At 72.6% G+C, this 15900-nt stretch carries 15 protein-coding genes and 1 pseudogene; 9 read left to right on the forward strand and 7 right to left on the reverse strand.

The genetic code is table 11. The features are described from left to right. The first annotated feature begins 1 nt into the window (after position 1). The gene (treZ, locus tag Plo01_RS05685) at positions 2–1711 is read left to right on the forward strand and encodes a malto-oligosyltrehalose trehalohydrolase (protein ID WP_203889426.1); all 1710 of its coding nucleotides are present in this window, start codon (positions 2–4) and stop codon (positions 1709–1711) included. 116 nt (positions 1712–1827) lie between these two features. Beyond that, on the forward strand, positions 1828–3954 hold the full coding sequence (locus Plo01_RS05690) for an MMPL family transporter (RefSeq protein ID WP_239315913.1): 2127 nt from the start codon (positions 1828–1830) through the stop codon (positions 3952–3954). A gap of 112 nt (positions 3955–4066) precedes the next feature. On the opposite strand, the gene Plo01_RS05695 is transcribed toward Plo01_RS05690, so the two are convergent. The 3 genes from Plo01_RS05695 to Plo01_RS05705 form a co-directional block, all read right to left on the reverse strand. Then, positions 4067–5041 (reverse strand): YbgA family protein, encoded by a 975-nt coding sequence (locus tag Plo01_RS05695; protein ID WP_203889427.1) that lies wholly within the window; start codon positions 5039–5041, stop codon positions 4067–4069. 16 nt (positions 5042–5057) lie between these two features. Then, positions 5058–5585 carry an RNA polymerase sigma factor gene (locus tag Plo01_RS05700; protein ID WP_203889428.1) on the reverse strand — a complete coding sequence of 176 codons (528 nt, stop codon included), beginning with the start codon at positions 5583–5585 and terminating at the stop codon, positions 5058–5060. A gap of 234 nt (positions 5586–5819) precedes the next feature. Beyond that, positions 5820–6836: a MerR family transcriptional regulator gene (locus Plo01_RS05705; protein ID WP_203889429.1), complete on the reverse strand. Its 1017-nt coding sequence runs from the start codon at positions 6834–6836 to the stop codon at positions 5820–5822. Between the two features lie 119 nt (positions 6837–6955). Here Plo01_RS05705 and Plo01_RS40025 point away from each other — a divergent pair. The 7 genes and pseudogenes from Plo01_RS40025 to Plo01_RS05735 all read left to right on the forward strand — a co-directional run. After that, positions 6956–7012, forward strand: a pseudogene (locus tag Plo01_RS40025) (hypothetical protein); the annotation flags it as partial. 52 nt (positions 7013–7064) lie between these two features. After that, positions 7065–7994 carry an FAD-binding domain-containing protein gene (locus Plo01_RS05710; protein ID WP_239315914.1) on the forward strand — a complete coding sequence of 310 codons (930 nt, stop codon included), beginning with the start codon at positions 7065–7067 and terminating at the stop codon, positions 7992–7994. A gap of 141 nt (positions 7995–8135) precedes the next feature. Beyond that, positions 8136–8906, forward strand: coding sequence for an SAM-dependent methyltransferase (locus Plo01_RS05715; RefSeq protein ID WP_203889430.1), 771 nt, complete (start codon positions 8136–8138; stop codon positions 8904–8906). Positions 8907–8984: 78 nt separating this feature from the next. Beyond that, positions 8985–9926: an AAA family ATPase gene (locus Plo01_RS05720; RefSeq protein WP_203889431.1), complete on the forward strand. Its 942-nt coding sequence runs from the start codon at positions 8985–8987 to the stop codon at positions 9924–9926. A gap of 130 nt (positions 9927–10056) precedes the next feature. Further along, entirely contained in the window at positions 10057–10287 is a 231-nt protein-coding gene (locus tag Plo01_RS05725; protein ID WP_203889432.1) for a hypothetical protein, read from the forward strand. Positions 10288–10329: 42 nt separating this feature from the next. Further along, positions 10330–11436, forward strand: coding sequence for a chymotrypsin family serine protease (locus tag Plo01_RS05730; protein ID WP_203889433.1), 1107 nt, complete (start codon positions 10330–10332; stop codon positions 11434–11436). Positions 11437–11463: 27 nt separating this feature from the next. After that, entirely contained in the window at positions 11464–11892 is a 429-nt protein-coding gene (locus Plo01_RS05735) for a hypothetical protein (RefSeq protein WP_203889434.1), read from the forward strand. 177 nt (positions 11893–12069) lie between these two features. Here the strand turns inward: Plo01_RS05735 and Plo01_RS05740 are convergent, their stop codons facing one another. From Plo01_RS05740 to Plo01_RS05755, 4 genes are all read right to left on the reverse strand, one after another. Then, positions 12070–12438, reverse strand: coding sequence for a hypothetical protein (locus Plo01_RS05740; RefSeq protein ID WP_203889435.1), 369 nt, complete (start codon positions 12436–12438; stop codon positions 12070–12072). 43 nt (positions 12439–12481) lie between these two features. Beyond that, complete coding sequence (locus tag Plo01_RS05745; RefSeq protein WP_203889436.1) at positions 12482–13159, reverse strand: uracil-DNA glycosylase; 678 nt, start codon at positions 13157–13159, stop codon at positions 12482–12484. Between the two features lie 211 nt (positions 13160–13370). Next, entirely contained in the window at positions 13371–14246 is an 876-nt protein-coding gene (locus Plo01_RS05750; RefSeq protein WP_203889437.1) for a carbohydrate ABC transporter permease, read from the reverse strand. Beyond that, the gene (locus Plo01_RS05755; RefSeq protein ID WP_307837362.1) at positions 14243–15898 is read right to left on the reverse strand and encodes an ABC transporter permease subunit; all 1656 of its coding nucleotides are present in this window, start codon (positions 15896–15898) and stop codon (positions 14243–14245) included. The genes Plo01_RS05750 and Plo01_RS05755 overlap by 4 nt, the downstream gene beginning before the upstream one ends. Positions 15899–15900 lie beyond the last annotated feature (2 nt).

The following is a 15900-nucleotide window of genomic DNA, read 5'->3' on the forward strand; positions in this document are numbered from 1 at the left end:
GATGTTCGAGGTCTGGGCGCCGCAGGCGCAGTCGGTCGAGGTGGAGATCGGCGGGACCCGGCATCCCATGCGGCCCGGGCGGGGCGGCTGGTGGACGGCCGAGGTGCCCGGGGCCGGCCACGGCACGGACTACCGGTTCCGGCTGGACGGCGGCGACCCGCTGCCCGACCCGCGGACCCGCTGGCAGCCCGAGGGGATCTTCGGGCCGAGCCGGGTCTACGAGCACGACCGGTTCGTGTGGAGCGACGGCCTGTGGACCGGCCGTACCCTGCCCGGCTCGATCATCTACGAGCTGCACATCGGCACCTTCACCCCGGCCGGGACCTTCGAGGCGGCGATCGAGAAACTGGACCACCTGGCCGAGCTGGGCGTCGGCTTCGTGGAGGTCATGCCGGTGCCGCCGGTCCCCGGCGAGCGCAACTGGGGTTACGACGGGGTGGACCTGTGGGCGGTCACCGACAACTACGGCGGTCCCGACGGGCTCAAGCGTTTCGTGGACGCCTGTCACCGCCGGGGGCTCGGAGTGATCCTCGACGTCGTCTACAACCACCTCGGGCCGTCGGGCAACTTCCTGGCCCCCTTCGGCCCCTACTTCCACTCCTCCGCCTCCTCGTTCTGGGGGCAGGCGGTCAACCTGGACGGTCCCGGCTCCGACGAGGTGCGCCGCTACTTCATCGGCAACGCGCTGCAGTGGCTGCGCGACTACCACATCGACGGGCTGCGCCTGGACGCCGTGCACGCGCTGCACGACGAACGCGCCACGCACTTCCTGGAGGAGCTGGCCGTCGAGGTGGACGCGCTCTCGGCCGCCCTCGGCCGCCCGCTGACGCTCATCGCCGAGTCCGATCTCAACGACCCCGGGCTGATGACCCCGCGCGAGGCCGGCGGGTACGGCCTGGCCGCGGCCTGGAACGACGACGTCCACCACGCCCTGCACGCGGCGGTGACCGGCGAGCGGCACGGCTACTACGAGGATTTCGCCACCGCGTCGCCGCTGTCCCTGGCCAAGGTGCTGACCTCGGCCTACTACCACGACGGGACCTACTCGGCCTTCCGCGGGCGCGGTCACGGCCGCCCGGCCCGGCACGTCCCGGGCCACCGGTTCGTCGTCTGCGCGCAGAACCACGACCAGATCGGCAACCGCGCCGAGGGCGACCGGATGGACCCCGAGGCGCTCCGGCTGGCCGCCGGGCTCCTGCTGACCTCGCCGTTCACGCCCATGTTGTTCATGGGCGAGGAGTGGGGGGCGCGCACGCCGTTCCTGTTCTTCACCGACCACGTCGAGCCTGCGCTGCGGGAGGGCGAGGCCGACCGGCGGCGCCGGGAGTTCGTGGGCTTCGGCTACGACGACTGGGCGGAGAAGGCGCCCGACCCGGGCGAGGAGATGACGTTCCTGCGCTCCAAGCTCGACTGGAGCGAGCTCGACGACCCGGCCCACCGCGCCCATCTCGACTGGTACCGCGCCCTGGTCGCGCTGCGCCGTACGCACCCGGACCTGTCGGACTCCCGGCTGGACCGGGTCCGGGTGGAGCACGGCGACGGCTGGCTGGTCGTCCACCGGGGGGCCTTCCGGGTGACGGCCAACCTCGGCCGCGCCCCGGTCACGCTCCAGACCGAGCCCGCCGAGATCGTGCTCGCCTCCGACCCCGGCGTCCACCTGGGGCCCGATCTCGTCCTCCCGCCCCGCTCCCTGGCGATCCTGCGGGTCTGACCGCCCGGCGTTCCGCACGGCCCGCCCGCGGGGAGTGCAACCGCCGGCGACCCCGGCGGCGAAGGGATCCGTGTGGGCAGTCACCGACATTTCAAGGGACGGGCACGGTGCGGAGCGTGAGCGCGGCGGTGTGCGGGCGCAGGGGCAAATGGGTGGTCCTCGTGATCTGGCTGCTGCTGGCGGCCGGGGCGGGGATGCTCGGCGGCAGGCTGGAGGAGGTCCAGAGCAACGACCCGGCGTCGTTCCTGCCGGACGGGGCCGAGTCCACGGTGGTGCAGGAGGCGCAGCGCCGGTCCGCGGCCGGGAACCAGGTCCCGGCGATCGTGGTCTACCAGGGGCGGCCGGTGGCCGAGGCCGCCGCGGACGCCGAGCGGTTCGCGGAGGTGGAGGGGGTCGCCGGGCGGGTGTCGCCCCCGGTCCCCGCTCCCGGCGCGGAGGCCGTGCAGGTCGTCGTGCCGCTGGACGGGAGCGACTACGGCGCGCTGACCGCGGCGGTCGACCGGATCCGCGAGATCACCGGTGACCGCGCGTACGTGACCGGCCCGGCGGGGCAGAGCGCCGACACCATCGAGGTCTTCGGGTCGATCGACGCGACGCTCCTGGCGGCGACCTCCGCCGTGGTCGTCCTGGTGCTGCTGCTGACCTACCGCAGCCCGCTGCTGTGGCTGATCCCGTTCCTGTCGGCGGGCGTGGCGCTGGCCTGCTCGCGGGCGGGCAACTACCTGCTGGCCGAGTACGCCGGCCTGACCGTGAACGGGCAGAGCGGGGGCATCCTGCTGGTGCTGGTCTTCGGCATCGCCACCGACTACGCGCTGCTGCTGGTCGCCCGCTACCGCGAGGAACTCGCCCTGCACGAGGACCGGCACGAGGCGATGGCCTCCGCGCTGCGCCGGGCCACCCCGGCGATCGCGGCCAGCGCGGCGACCGTGGCGGCCGGGCTCTGCTGCCTGCTGGTGGCCGAGCAGAACGCCACGCGCGGGCTCGGGCCGGTCTGCGCGGTGGGGGTGGCCTGCGCGCTGGCCGCCATGCTCACCCTGCTGCCCGCGCTGCTGGTGATCGTCCCGCGCGGGGTGTTCTGGCCGAGGGTCCCGGTGTACGGCGGCGCGGCCGAGACCGGGTCGCGGCTCTGGGACCGGATCGGCCGCGTGATCGCCCGCCGTCCCCGGATCACCTGGCTCGGGACGGCGGCGGCCCTGGGCGGCCTGGCCCTGACGCTGACGGCCGCGACCGTCGGGCCGCTGGCCGATGCCGACGCCTACCGCGCCGAGCCCGAGTCCGTACGCGGCGCGCAGGTCCTGGACCGGTACTTCGGCACCGGTCAGGAGGGGTCGCTGGTGGTGCTGGCCCCGGAGGGCGAGGCCGAGCGGATCGCGGCGGCGGTGGCCGCGGACCCGGGCGTCGAGCGGATCGGGGACCGGGGCGCGGGCGGGCGGCCCGGCGGCGCGGACGGGCGGCCGGACGATGCGGGCGAGAGGCCGGACGGCGGCGCCCAGGCGGTGGACGGCCGGGTCCTGCTCCGCGGCACGTTGAAGGACGCTCCGGACAGCCGGGCCGCCTACGAGACGGTCGAGCGGCTCAGGGAGATCCCCGGCGCCACGGTCGGCGGCACCGCCGCGGTCAACCTGGACGGCACGCTCGCCTCCGAGCGCGACCTGCGGGTCGTCGTCCCCCTGATCCTGGGGGTCATCCTGGTCATCCTGGTGGTCCTGCTCCGGGCGCTGGTCGCGCCGCTGCTGCTGATGGCCACCGTCGTGCTGTCCTTCGCGGCGGCGCTCGGGGTGAGCGGCCTGATCTTCACGGAGCTGTTCGGCTTCGCCGCCGTGGACACCGGAGTGCCGCTGCTGGCCTTCGTCTTCCTGGTGGCGGTCGGCGTCGACTACAACATCTTCCTGATCACCCGGGTCCGGGAGGAGGCCGCGGTCCGCGGCACGCGCGAGGCCGCCCTCGTCGGGCTCTCCGCCACGGGAGGGGTGATCACCTCGGCGGGCGTGGTGCTCGCGGCCACCTTCGCGGTGCTGGGCGTGCTGCCCCTGGTGGTCCTGGCCGAGCTGGGCTTCGTCGTCGCGTTCGGCGTCCTGCTCGACACCTTCGTGGTCCGCTCGGTCCTGCTGACCGCGCTGACGCTGGACGTGGGCCGGTGGATGTGGTGGCCGGACCGGCGGCTCACCCGGGAGCGGGCGGACGGCTCCGGCGGCGTCGCCGTCGCGGAGACGGCGAGGAGCGCGGCCGTCCGGCGGGGATGAGGAGCGCGGCCGCCGGGTGATCGCCTCTCCGGCGGCGAAGAGACGGCCGGCCCGTGACGGGCCGGCCGTTTCCGCGGCTCAGGCCGGGACGTGGTCGCGCGGGCGTCCGGGCTCAGGCCGGGACGTGGTTGCGCAGGCGGAGCTCTTCCGGATACGGGGCGAAGTACGTCTGGTCGCGGACGTAGTCCTCGCCCTCGCCCCGCGCGTCGTGGAGCAGCAGGGCCGCCGGCACGCTGAGGGCCACCCGCCCGTCCCGGTAGGAGGTGATGACCTCCGCCAGGTCGGCCCGGCGGGCCGGGTCCAGGGAACCGGCGATCATTCCCGCGCAGTGCTGGAGCACGTTGACGTTGCGGCCGATGCTCGCCTTGTGGGAGAACGCCGTGCGGAAGGCGCGGCCGTACCTGGCCGCCAGCTCCCGGCGGCCGAGCACGCCGGCCAGGGCCACGGCCCGGCCCGCCTCGTTGTAGGAGACGGGGTCGTGGGCGAGGAGCTGCATCTTGTGACGGGAGTGGAACGCGATCAGCTCACGCGGGCCCCAGTCGCTCTCCAGGAACGCGCGCAGCCGGGCGTGGGCGAAGATCCGTTCGACGAAGGTCTCGCGCAGCATCGGGTCGTGCAGCCGCCCCTCGTCCTCCACGGGCAGCAGCGGGTGTTCCTCCATGATCCGGGCCGCGAACAGGCCCCGGTTCCTGCGGTCCGCCGGCATCTCCCCCGCGTAGATCGGGACGCCGTGGATCCCGCAGCTGGGGCTCTTGGCCTTGAAGACGTAGCCGTCCACGTCGAGGGTGCGCGCCCGCTCGGCGGCGAGGGCCGTCATCCGCGCGGTGTGGTCCGTCCGCGACTTCCTGGCGATGAGCCGGGGGCCCTCGGGAGAACGTTCGAGGTGAAGGCTCTCCCGGGGGGCGCCGAGGCCGATCTCCATCTCCGGGCAGACCGGCACCCAGTCGACGTACGGATCGAGCTCGCCGCTGAGGAACCGGTCGCGGCTGTGCCCGCCGTTGAAGCGCACCAGCTCGCCGATCAGGCAGCTCGACACCGCGACGCGGGGCCTGACCTCGTCCGTCCGGGCGGTGGGAAGACCGTTCATGTCGTTCACATCCCCTTCATGCCGCCGTGGAGGTGAGGACGCTCGACAGCCGGCGCAGGCCGCGCGCGGTGCGGGCCTTGACGGTGCCGAGCGGGACGCCGAGGAACTCGGCGATCTCCCGCTGCGTCAGCTCGCCGTAGTAGGCCAGTTCGATGGCCTGGCGCTGGGGCGCGGGCAGTTCGGCCAGCGCCCGGCGGACCTGGTCGCGGTCGGCCATGCCGTCGCCGGCGGCCCGGCCGTCCGCGCCGGGCGGATCGGCGACCGCCTCCAGCGGCACCGTCTGCGGGGCGCGCGCCCGCAGGTGGTCGACCGCGCGTTTGTGCGCGATGCCGAGCAGCCACGCGGGCAGACTCCGGGACGGGTCGAACCGGTGCCGTGAGCGCCAGACCTCGGCGAAGACCACCTGCCGTACGTCTTCCACGTCGTACGGCGGCACGAAACGGCGCAGGTAGGCGCCGATGAGGGCGGAGTACGTGCGCAGGCATTCCGCGAGCGCGGTGTCGTCGCCGGCGGCGAGCCGTGTGTTGAGGGTTTCCGCGGTCATGACGACCTCCTCATAAGAAACCTATTCAAAACTTATTCATACCGGTTGGTCCGCCATGATCGCAAGGTGTCGGCCCAGGTCGGTGCCGGGATGACGGAGGAAGGGACGCCGGAATGGGAGGGGAGGGGCTCCGGCGGAGAGGCCGCGAGGGCTTCGGCGAAGAGGCGGCGAGGGCCCCGGTGAAGGGAAGACAGGGGCTCCGGCGAAGGGAGGACGGGGGCTCCGGCGCGGGGCTCAGCCCAGGGCCGAGGAGATCCGGGCGAGGGCGTCGCGGAAGGAGGTGACGTGCGGGATCGACGCCGGCAGCCCGGCCCGCCATCCCGGGCCGCCCGCCATGACGCGGCTCGCCGGGCGCGACGCCGGCAGCCCGGTGAGCGCTCCGGGATCACCGGTCGACGCCTGCTGGGACCAGACGAACACGACCGCCGGGGCGAGCCGGCGCGTCGCCCCGGCCAGCGCGGAGAAGGGCGTCCGGGCTCCCAGGACGCGCGACTCGATCCGGTGCTCGGTGGCCAGCGCCGCGGCCAGCGCGTAGATCGGGAGGCTGTGCTGTTCGTCCTCGGCGCAGGCCAGCAGCACCGGCCGGTCGTTGACCGGCGCCCGGGGCGCCTTGACCAGCGGGAGCAGGGCGGCGAGCACCCGGTCGGAGAAGACGTGCTCGACCTCGATGGCGGCCCCGGTCGCGGCCTGCCGCGCGCAGATCGCCTCGAAGACCGGGATGACCAGGCGCTCCCAGGTCCACACGACCCCGTGCCGGGTCAGCGCGGCCCCGAGCCAGCCGGACAGGGACGAGCTGTCCAGCGCCACCGCGGACCGGGCCATCATCGCGGGCGTCGGGATCTCGTGCCGGGGCGGCGGGACCGGAAGCCCGCCGGGCGTGTCGTCACCGGGGGACGCCCCCCGGGACCGTCCGGCGGAGACCGTCTCCCCGGCGGCCGGGACACCGGGCCTCCCGGTGGCCGCGACGGCCGCCTCCGCCGGGGCGTCCGCAGCTCCGGCGGGACGGGCCCGCAACACCTGCCGCGCGGCGTCGGCGGCGGGGACACCGGTCTTGATCAACCGGTTCATCTCCTCCAGCCGCCACAGGTCGCCGGAGTCGTAGCGGCGGTGCCCGCCGGGGCTGCGGCGGCTCGGGCCGACGCCGTAGCGCAGGTTCCAGGTGCGGAGCGTCGGGGCGGGCACGCCGAGCCGCCGGGCGACGGCGCCGATGCCGTAGCCCGGTTCGTCTTCGCTGGTCGGTCGCTCGTCCATGACTCTCGTCTTCCGTGCGCCGGACTGCCGGGGGTCGCCCGCGCGCTCAGGACATTCTTTCGCAACAGGTTCGCCCGCGGATGCAACCGCGGCCGAACCCGTGCGCGGAGAGGGTGGCGATGGACACCGTCGTCGTTCTCTTCACCAATGACCTCCGGGTGCACGATCACCCGGCGCTGACCGCCGCGTGCGCGGAGGCCCGGCACGGGGTTCCGCGCGTTCCCCGGCGTGACGATCGTGCCGCCGGAGGCCCTGCGCCCTTCCGGAGGCGGCGACCACTACCGGATCTTCACGCCGTACCTGCGGGCCTGGACGCGCGCCGGGCGCAGGCAGGTGCTGGACGCCCCGGAGAAGGTGCCGTTCCCCGGCGGGCCGGCCCTCGGCCGGCCGGAGATCTCGCGGGAGCCGTACGGCTCCACGCGGCGGGCGAGGCGGCCGTACGAGTTCCCGCGGGGCGGGGAGAGCGCGGCGCGCCGGCGGATGGCGCGGTGGCTGGAGTGGTGCGCGGAGGACTACGCGGACGGCAAGGACGACCTCGCCGGGGACCGGACTTCCCGGCTCGGCCCCTACCTGCGGCTGGGCTGCGTGTCCCCGCTGGAGCTGGAGTCGCTGGCGGAGAACGGCGAATTCGTCCGGCAGCTGTGCTGGCGCGACTTCTACCACCAGGTGACGTCCGCGTTCCCGCGCATCGACCGGGACGACTACCGGCCCCGCGGGACACGGTGGCGTGACGACGACGGCGCGATCCGGGCGTGGAAGGAGGGCCTGACCGGGGTGCCGATCGTCGACGCCGGCATGCGCCACCTGCTCGCCGAGGGCTGGATGCCCAACCGGGTCCGCATGATCACGGCGTCGTTCCTGGTCAAGAGGGTGTTCGTGGACTGGCGTGTGGGCGCCGGCCACTTCGCCGAGCTGCTGCTCGACGGCGTCGTGGCGAGCAACTACGGCAACTGGCAGTGGGTCGCGGGGACGGGGAACGACACCCGTCCCAACCGGACCCTCAGCCCCGTCCGGCAGGCCAGGCGGTTCGATCCGCAGGGAGAGTACGTCCGGCGCTACCTTCCCGAACTGGCCGCCGTCCCGGCGAAGGCGGTCCACGAGCCGTGGCGGTCCGCCCCGGTCAAGGGATATCCGCCGCCGCTGGTCCCGTTCGGCTGACCGCCCCGCCCGGGCGGTCCGGGGGAGCCGCCCCGGCGGAAGGCCGCGGAACTGTTCTAGAACCTCGTTCAGGAAAGTGTTCCGTGAGTTACGATCTGCGCCAGAGTGATCAATGGGCCCGGCGGTTCGAGGCAGGTGCGTGTGAACGACAGGAACCCCTACGGCATCGACGTGAACACGGCCAATGTCGCGCGGATCTACGACTACATGCTCGGCGGGAAGGACAACTTCGCCGCCGACCGCGCCGCCGCCGAGGAGATCCTCAAGGCGTTCCCCGAGTCGCGCGAGGGCGTGCGGCTCAACCGGGAGTTCCTCGGCAACGTGGTCCGCCACCTCGCGGCGGAGGCGGGCGTCCGGCAGTTCCTCGACATCGGCGCCGGGCTTCCCACGCAGAAGAACGTGCACGAGGTCGCGCACGAGGTGAACCCCGAGGCCCGCACGGTCTACGTCGACAACGACCCGGTCGTGTGCGTGCACGGCAGGGCGCTGCTCGCCAGCACTCCGACGGTCGCCATGGTCGAGGGCGATCTGCGCGCCCCCGAGGAGATCTGGGACGGAGCGGCGAGGACCGGCCTGCTCGTCCCGGGAGAGCCGGTCGCCGTGCTCATGGTGGCGCTCCTGCACTTCCTCGACGACCCCTACGCCGAGGTCGCCAAGGTCAGGGAGCTGATGGCCCCCGGCAGCTTCCTGGTGATCACTCACCTGTCGATGGCCGAGCGCCGGGCCAAGGACACCGACGCGGTGAAGGACGTCTACTCCCGGGCCAACTCGGGCGTGGTGCCCCGGACGCCGGAGGAGATCCGGCGCTTCTTCGGCGACTTCGAGCTCCTGGACAACAAGCGGTTCATCGCGCCCAACGCGCTGGAGCGCATGTCGGTCCTCGGCGCGGCCGGAGTGGGCCGCAAGCCCTAGGATCCGGGACGGCCGGAAAGACGGGCCCCGGGGCCGGGGCGGGCGGAACGATTTGATCGTCTCACGCGTCGCACAGGTGTGACCCCCTTCGACATCAACGATGACGATCTGCGCGCCGCCCGCGAGAGAGTGCGGCGGCTGGAACGGCTGACCGGGCAGCGCCGGGCCGCGGCCGCGCAGATCGAGGAGACCGTACGGCTCATCGCCGAGCTGGAGACGCGGCTGGCGGAGGAGGAGCACGACGTCTCCCGCCTGGAGGAGGGGGGTTTCGCGGCGTTCCTGGCGGGCCTGACGGGCTCCAGGGAGGAACGGCTGGCCAGGGAGCGGGCCGAGGCGCAGGCCGTACGGGAACGGCTGCGCGGGCAGCGGACCCGGCTGGAGTGGCTGAGAGCCGACCTGGCGGCCGTGGAGAGCGGCCTGACCGAGGTGGGAGGGGCCCGCGAGGAGTTCGACGCCCTGCTCGACCGCAAGGAGCGCCTGCTGGTGCGGTCGGGTGACGCGCGCGGCCGCGAGCTCGTCGAGCTCGGCCGGAACCTCGCCGACACCGTCGCGGACCTGCGGGAGCACGAGGAGGCCCACCGCGCCGGAGCCGTCGCGGCCGAGGCGATCGGCCGGGTCCTGCACTGCCTCGGCGGCGCGCGCGGCGCGTCCACCTGGGACGTGGTCGGCGGCGGTCTCATCGCGGACATGATGGAGCACGGCCACCTGCGCGACGCGGACGAGGCGGCCCTGCACGCCCAGCGGGCGCTGGACGCCTTCGCCCGGGAGCTGGCCGACGTCGGCGTGCACGTCGCCCCCGCCCTCCCCGAGGTGGACACCCGCGTGTTCGCCGACATGTTCTTCGACAACATCATCACCGACGCGCTCAAGCACCAGCGGATCTCCCGCACCGGCGAGGCCGTGGCCGAGATGGCCCGGTGGGTGAACGGCACGATGGGCGACCTGGCCGCGCGCGGCGCCGAGCTGGCCGGCCGGCGCGACTCCCTCGTCGCCCGCAGGCAGGACGTCCTGACGGGCTGAACCGCCCCCTGACCCCCTGTGACGGACGGGGACCGGCGCCCTAGGGAAATCCCCGGGGCGCCCCCTGAGGCTGGCCGACGCCGGAATGCCTATGGTCAAGGGGCTACGCAGTGATGCGGGAGAGATGGTCATGGACGTCCAGCAGGTACGGCGCCGCCACGAGGACGCGCTTCTCGCCAAGCCCAACGTCGTCGGTGTGGCCACCGACAGCAGCGGCCCCGACGGAGGCGTGATCATCGTCTACGTCACGCGCAAGGTGCCGCCGAGCCGGCTCGCCGAGCAGGACGCCGTTCCCGGGCGGCTGGACGGGTTCCCCGTGAGAGTCGTCGAGATCGGTTCCCCGGCTGCGCAGCAGCCGTGAGCAGCGCTCACGGTCCTTTCGGCCTCAAGAGAGGTGGCTGGTATGAACCGGCAGGAACTGATGCGTGGTCCACAGAGTTTCCGCCTGTCGGGCGAGGTCCGGGCGCAGGCGATCGAGGAACTCGTCAATCCCGAGCGGGGACCGTCCAACGTCGTGGGCTTCGGCCAGGGCGTGAAGTGGAGCGGGGGCGAGCCCACCGGTGAGCCGGCCCTGCTGGTCTTCGTGACCCAGAAGCTGCCGGCGGCCCTGCTCTCCAGCGAAGAACTCATCCCGCCCCGCATGAGTGACGGGACCACCACCGACGTCGTCCGGGTGGGCCACGTGGTGGCGCAGCAGCTCCAGCCGGTGATGCAGACGCAGCCGGCGCAGCTGGCGGAGTCGCTGCGGAGCCTCGACAACGAGACGCAGGCCGAGGTGGCCGTCCAGCAGCTGACCCGCCGGATGCGGCCCTGCCCCGCCGGGTTCTCCATCGGCAACGTCCAGATCACCGCCGGCACGCTGGCCGCGGTCGTCTACGACCTGCTGCCCGGCGCGACCATCGACCCGCCGGCCCCCGGCATCGGCACGCCGCCCAGGTTCTACGTGCTGAGCAACAACCACGTGCTGGCCGACTCGAACCGGGCGCCGATCGGCAGCGCGATCGTGCAGCCGGGCAGGTTCGACGGGGGCGTCGATCCCCAGGACCGCATCGCGACCCTCACCCGGTTCGTGCCGATCGACCTGACCCCGGCCGTCCCCATCCAGCGGCACAACAACCTCGTGGACTGCGCGATCGGCGAGTGCCGCTTCGAGGACGCGACCAGGGAGGTCTACTTCAACGGCGCTCCCCGGGGCTGGCGTCGCAAGGCCAACGTCTCGGTCGGCGACTACGTCAGGAAGACGGGGCGGACGACGAACCTGACCCAGGGCAGGATCATCGCCGTCGACGCGACCATCGACGTGAACTTCGGCTTCGGCGTCGGGCGCTTCCGCGACCAGATCGTCACCACCGGCATGTCGGCCGGCGGCGACTCGGGCTCGCTGGTCACCACCCTGGACAACGTGGCCGTCGGCCTGCTCTTCGCGGGCTCGACCCAGGTCACGATCATGAACCACATCGAGCACGTGCGCAGCCTGCTGCGCGTCGAGGTCGCCGACACGCTGCTGTGACCGGACGGCGAGAGAGGACCGGATGACATGGCCAAGAAGACAGAGAGCAGCGAGTACGTCCTGTACGACGCGAGCGGGAGCCAGGTCGAGTCGTTCGCCGACTCCGTGGCGGCGCCCAAGGCGGCCACCATGAACGCCTACGTGGAGCTGCGCAACGGGATGGTGTCGTTCATCATCGACCTGGAAGTCGACCCCAACACCTATCCGTTCCAGATCGTCGGCGGCACCATCAAGTCCGGGATCTGCGGCGCGCCGTGGAACGTCACAGGCGGCCGGTTCGGCAACGACCTGTACCTGGAGGCGGTCCGCAAGGGGCAGGGGAGCTGCGCCGGCTCGATCATCATCGTCGGGGAGCGGCAGGACCCGGACAGCTGGCGCGGCACCTACGGGTTCGACGGCACGAGCGCGTCGTTCCGGCACACGACGATCTTCCACCGGTGGTCGCTGAGCCCGTGAGCCGGATCTCCGGCCCGCGTGCCTGATCCCCGCGAGGTGTCCGTGGAGGGGGCCTCGCGGGCGGACGCCGCGAAGGTGACAGGAGGGGTCGTCCCCGCGGCGCGAGGGGCCGGATCCCACGGGGCTCCCGGAACTCCGGGATCTCCGCGGGACCCGGCCCCTCGTCACACGCTCGGATCAGTGCCCGTGACCGTGCCCGTGACCGTGCCCGTGACCGTCGTGGTCATGGTCGTGCTCGTCGTCCTCGTCCGACGGGCCGTCGGAGGGCTCGACGCTCAGCACGGCCTCGCGGGGCTCGACGTGCTCGACGTGCTCGATCAGCGCCAGGACGTGGTCCGGCTCGATCAGCCACTGCAGCGCGGTCGCGCCGCTCTCGTCGGAGGAGACCATCTCGGCCTGCTCCTTGCGCTCGTCGTCGTCCAGATCGGCGTCGGGGTGCTCGATCTCTCTGAGGGCGGCGGCCTGCAGGGCGCCGAGGTCCTGCACCTCCACCGTCAGTTCGACCGTCAGCCGGAGGTAGCGCTCAGTGCCCGATTCATCACTCATGATGAGCTATCCTAGTGCCCTCCCGCGAAGGGGCGGGACAATCCTAGGGCAGCTTCCAGTCGACGGGCGCCACGCCCAGCTGCTCCAGCAGCTGGTTGGCCCGGCTGAACGGCCGTGAGCCGAAGAAGCCGCTGCGGGCCGAGAGCGGGCTCGGGTGCGCCGACTCGATGGCGGGGGTGTCGCCGAGCATCGGCACGAGCGAGCGGGCGTCGCGGCCCCACAGGATCGCCACCATCGGCTTGTCCCGGGCGACCAGCGCCTTGATCGCCTGCTCGGTGACCTCCTCCCAGCCCTTGCCCCGGTGCGAGGCCGGCTTGCCGGGCATGACGGTGAGCACCCGGTTGAGCAGGAGCACGCCGTGCTCGGCCCACGGGGTCAGGTCGCCGTTGCTCGGCATCGGCAGGCCGAGGTCCTCGGTGAGCTCCTTGTAGATGTTGCGGAGGCTGCCCGGGATGGGGCGCACGTCCGCGGCCACGGAGAAGCTCAGGCCGATCGGGTGCCCCGGCGTGGGATAGGGGTCCTGGCCGACGATCAGCACCTTGACCTGGTCGAAGGGCTGTTTGAAGGCGCGCAGGACATTCTCTCCCGCGGGGAGGTAACCCCTGCCGTCGGCGACCTCCTTCCGGAGGAAGTCGCCCATCTCGGCGATCTTTTCTGCGACGGGTTCGAGGGCCTCGGCCCACCCGGATTCCACGAGTTCGTTCAGCGGTCGTGCGGCCATGTCCGGCACCCTATCGGGATCTACCGACATTACGGGGAGGTACGCGTCACTCCGCCGGAGCCCGTGTTTTCCGGGCTCGCGCGACCGGACGGAGGAGTCCCACGAGCTCCGGTACGGCCGCGCTGGAGGCCTGCCCTCGGGCGGGCCGCACCGGAGCTGCCCCCGCGGGTGCCCGGCGGCGGATCACGCGCTCTCCGCCGCCGGGCACGTCCTATTTCACCGAGCCCGACAACATTCCCTGCACGAAGTAGCGCTGGAAGGCGAAGAACAGGATCAGCGGAATGATCAGCGACAGGAACGCGCCCGGCGCGAGGATGTCGACGTTGGTCCCGAACTGCCGCATCTGGGACTGCAGGGCCTTGGTCATCGGCTGGTTCTCGGTGTTGGCGAAGACCAGGGCGACGAGCAGATCGTTCCAGACCCAGAGGAACTGGAAGATCCCCAGCGAGGCGACCGCCGGCTTGGCCAGCGGGAACACCACGGTCGAGAAGATCTTCCACTCTCCCGCGCCGTCCATCCGGGCCGCCTCCAGCAGCGAGGCGGGGATGCCCGCGAAGAAGTTGCGGAGCAGGAAGATGGCGAAGGGGAGTCCGAAGGCGACGTGGAAGAGCACCACGCCGGGAATGGATCCGAAGATGCCGAGGGCGCCGTACATCTTCGCGATCGGGATGAGCGCGATCTGGATCGGCACCACCAGCAGGGCCACCACCACCAGGAACAGCCCGTCCCTGCCGGGGAACTCCATCCAGGCGAACGCGTAGGCCGCCATGGCCGCGATGCCGATCACCAGGATCGTCGAGGGCAGCGCGATGAGCACGGTGTTCCAGAACGACGAGGTGAAGCCGCTGGACAGCAGGCTGCTGTAGCTGGACAGGGTCAGCTCGGCCGGCTTGGTGAACACGGTCCACCAGCCGCTGGAGTTGTTGGCGGCCTCCTCGCGGATGGAGACCACGAACAGGCCGAGGGTGGGAACCAGCCAGAAGATGCCGATCAGCACGAGCAGCGCCTGGACCACGCCGCCGCCCACCCGGTCGACGATCCGGCCGAGGGCGCCGCGCGGGGGCGCGCCGAGAGTGGGGGCCGTCACTGGTTGTCCCTCCTGAACCGCCGGATGTTGAGGATCATGAAGGGCAGCACGAGGATCAGCAGGAAGATGGCCAGCGCGCTGCCCAGCCCCTGGTTCCCGCCGCCGCCGAAGGAGACCCGCCACATCTCCAGCGCGATCACGTTGGCGTTCGGCTGCACCGATCCCGGCGCGATGACGAAGACCAGGTCGAAGACCTTCAACGTGTTGATGATCATCGTGACGAGCACGACGAGCAGCACCGGCGACAGCAGCGGGACGGTGATCCGGCGGAACACCTGCCACTCGGTGGCGCCGTCGATGCGGGCGGCCTCCAGCGCGTCGCGCGGGATGGCCGAGAGCCCCGCCGCGATCAGCACCATGGCGAACCCGGCCCACACCCAGATGAACGCGCCGATGATCGCCGGGGTGATCAGCGTCGGGCCGAGCCAGCTCAGGCCGTTGAAGGACGCCTCGAAGTTCGACTGCGGGAGCCGTACGACGTAGTCGCCCGGGGCCAGCCCGGTCAGCCGGAAGGTCCCGTCGGCCTCGGTGGTGGCCTCGGCTTTGACCGCGCCGTTCTGGACCGCCTCGACGGTCATCCCCGCCAGGCCCTTCTCGGTGCCGTCCACCTGGTTGGCCTGGCCGCCGCCGCCCTGGGTGAAGTCCACCCACACGGTCCCGGTCAGCTCGCCCGGGGCCGGCTGGGCGGCCTTCGCCGGGGCGGCCGAGGCGAGGTCGGCGGGCTTGACGCCGACCAGGGGGAGGAGCACGGGCTGTCCCGGCCGGGCGGGCTGCTTGCTCACCACCGCGCGGCCCTCCGCGGCGACCGGGGACTGGTCACCGCCCCTGGGGCGGGCGTCCGGATACCCCTGACCGCCGCCGAACACGCCCGAGACGGAGGAGATCACGGCGTTGGCCACGCCGCGGTCCGGATCCTGCTCGTAGACCAGGCGGAAGATGACGCCGGAGGCCAGCAGCGAGACCGCCATGGGCATGAACACGATCAGCTTGAACGCGGTCGCCCAGCGGATCCGCTCGGTCAGCACCGCGAAGATCAGGCCTATCACGGTGACCAGCAGGGGGGCGACCACGACCCAGATCAGGTTGTTCCTGATGGTGGTCAGGGTCGAGGAGTCGGTGAAGATCGCCGCGTAGTTGTCCAGGCCGACGAAGGTCTTCTCGTTCGCGCCGTAGAGGCTCCGGTAGGCGGAGTAGACGATCGGATAGATCACCATCGCGCCGAGCAGGATCAGGCTCGGGAGCAGGAACGCGGCCGCCAGCGTCGGCCGCGGTCCCGTCCCGGAGCGCCTGGCCGGCGCCGGGACGGCCTCCGGGGCGGCGGGCCCCGCGGTCGCGACCTCCGGCTCGGCGGCGGGGACCAGCGGATCCTCGGAGCGGACGTCGGACAGTGCGGGGTGCGCCTTCCCGTCGTCGCCCGCCGGCCGGGCGGTCCCGGAGGCGTCGCCGGGAGCGGGGGAAGAGTCGTCGGGAGTGCTCTCGGAGGCGGGGGAAGAGTCGTCGGGAGTGCTCTCGGAGGCGGGGGGAACGTCGTCGGGAGTGCTCTCGGAGGCGTCGCCGGGAGCGGCGCCGCCGGATGCGTCGTGCGGTCCGGGGGAGGACCCGCGGGCGAGGTCGCCGCGCGGGTCCTGCGGGCCGTCCAACCTGTCGGTCACGG

The sequence above is a fragment of the Planobispora longispora genome, from assembly GCF_016863135.1.
Taxonomy (GTDB): Bacteria; Actinomycetota; Actinomycetes; order Streptosporangiales; family Streptosporangiaceae; genus Planobispora; species Planobispora longispora.

Bases quoted from the DNA above. Each gene is read 5' to 3' on its own strand.
- treZ (WP_203889426.1), top strand. From the start codon at position 2: ATGTTCGAGGTCTGGGCGCCGCAGGCGCAGTCGGTCGAGGTGGAGATC.
- Plo01_RS05695 (WP_203889427.1), bottom strand. From the start codon at position 5,041: ATGAACGGTCTTCCCACCGCCCGGACGGACGAGGTCAGGCCCCGCGTC.
- Plo01_RS05700 (WP_203889428.1), bottom strand. From the start codon at position 5,585: ATGACCGCGGAAACCCTCAACACACGGCTCGCCGCCGGCGACGACACC.
- Plo01_RS05705 (WP_203889429.1), bottom strand. From the start codon at position 6,836: ATGGACGAGCGACCGACCAGCGAAGACGAACCGGGCTACGGCATCGGC.
- Plo01_RS05725 (WP_203889432.1), top strand. From the start codon at position 10,057: ATGGACGTCCAGCAGGTACGGCGCCGCCACGAGGACGCGCTTCTCGCC.
- Plo01_RS05730 (WP_203889433.1), top strand. From the start codon at position 10,330: ATGAACCGGCAGGAACTGATGCGTGGTCCACAGAGTTTCCGCCTGTCG.
- Plo01_RS05735 (WP_203889434.1), top strand. From the start codon at position 11,464: ATGGCCAAGAAGACAGAGAGCAGCGAGTACGTCCTGTACGACGCGAGC.
- Plo01_RS05740 (WP_203889435.1), bottom strand. From the start codon at position 12,438: ATGAGTGATGAATCGGGCACTGAGCGCTACCTCCGGCTGACGGTCGAA.
- Plo01_RS05745 (WP_203889436.1), bottom strand. From the start codon at position 13,159: ATGGCCGCACGACCGCTGAACGAACTCGTGGAATCCGGGTGGGCCGAG.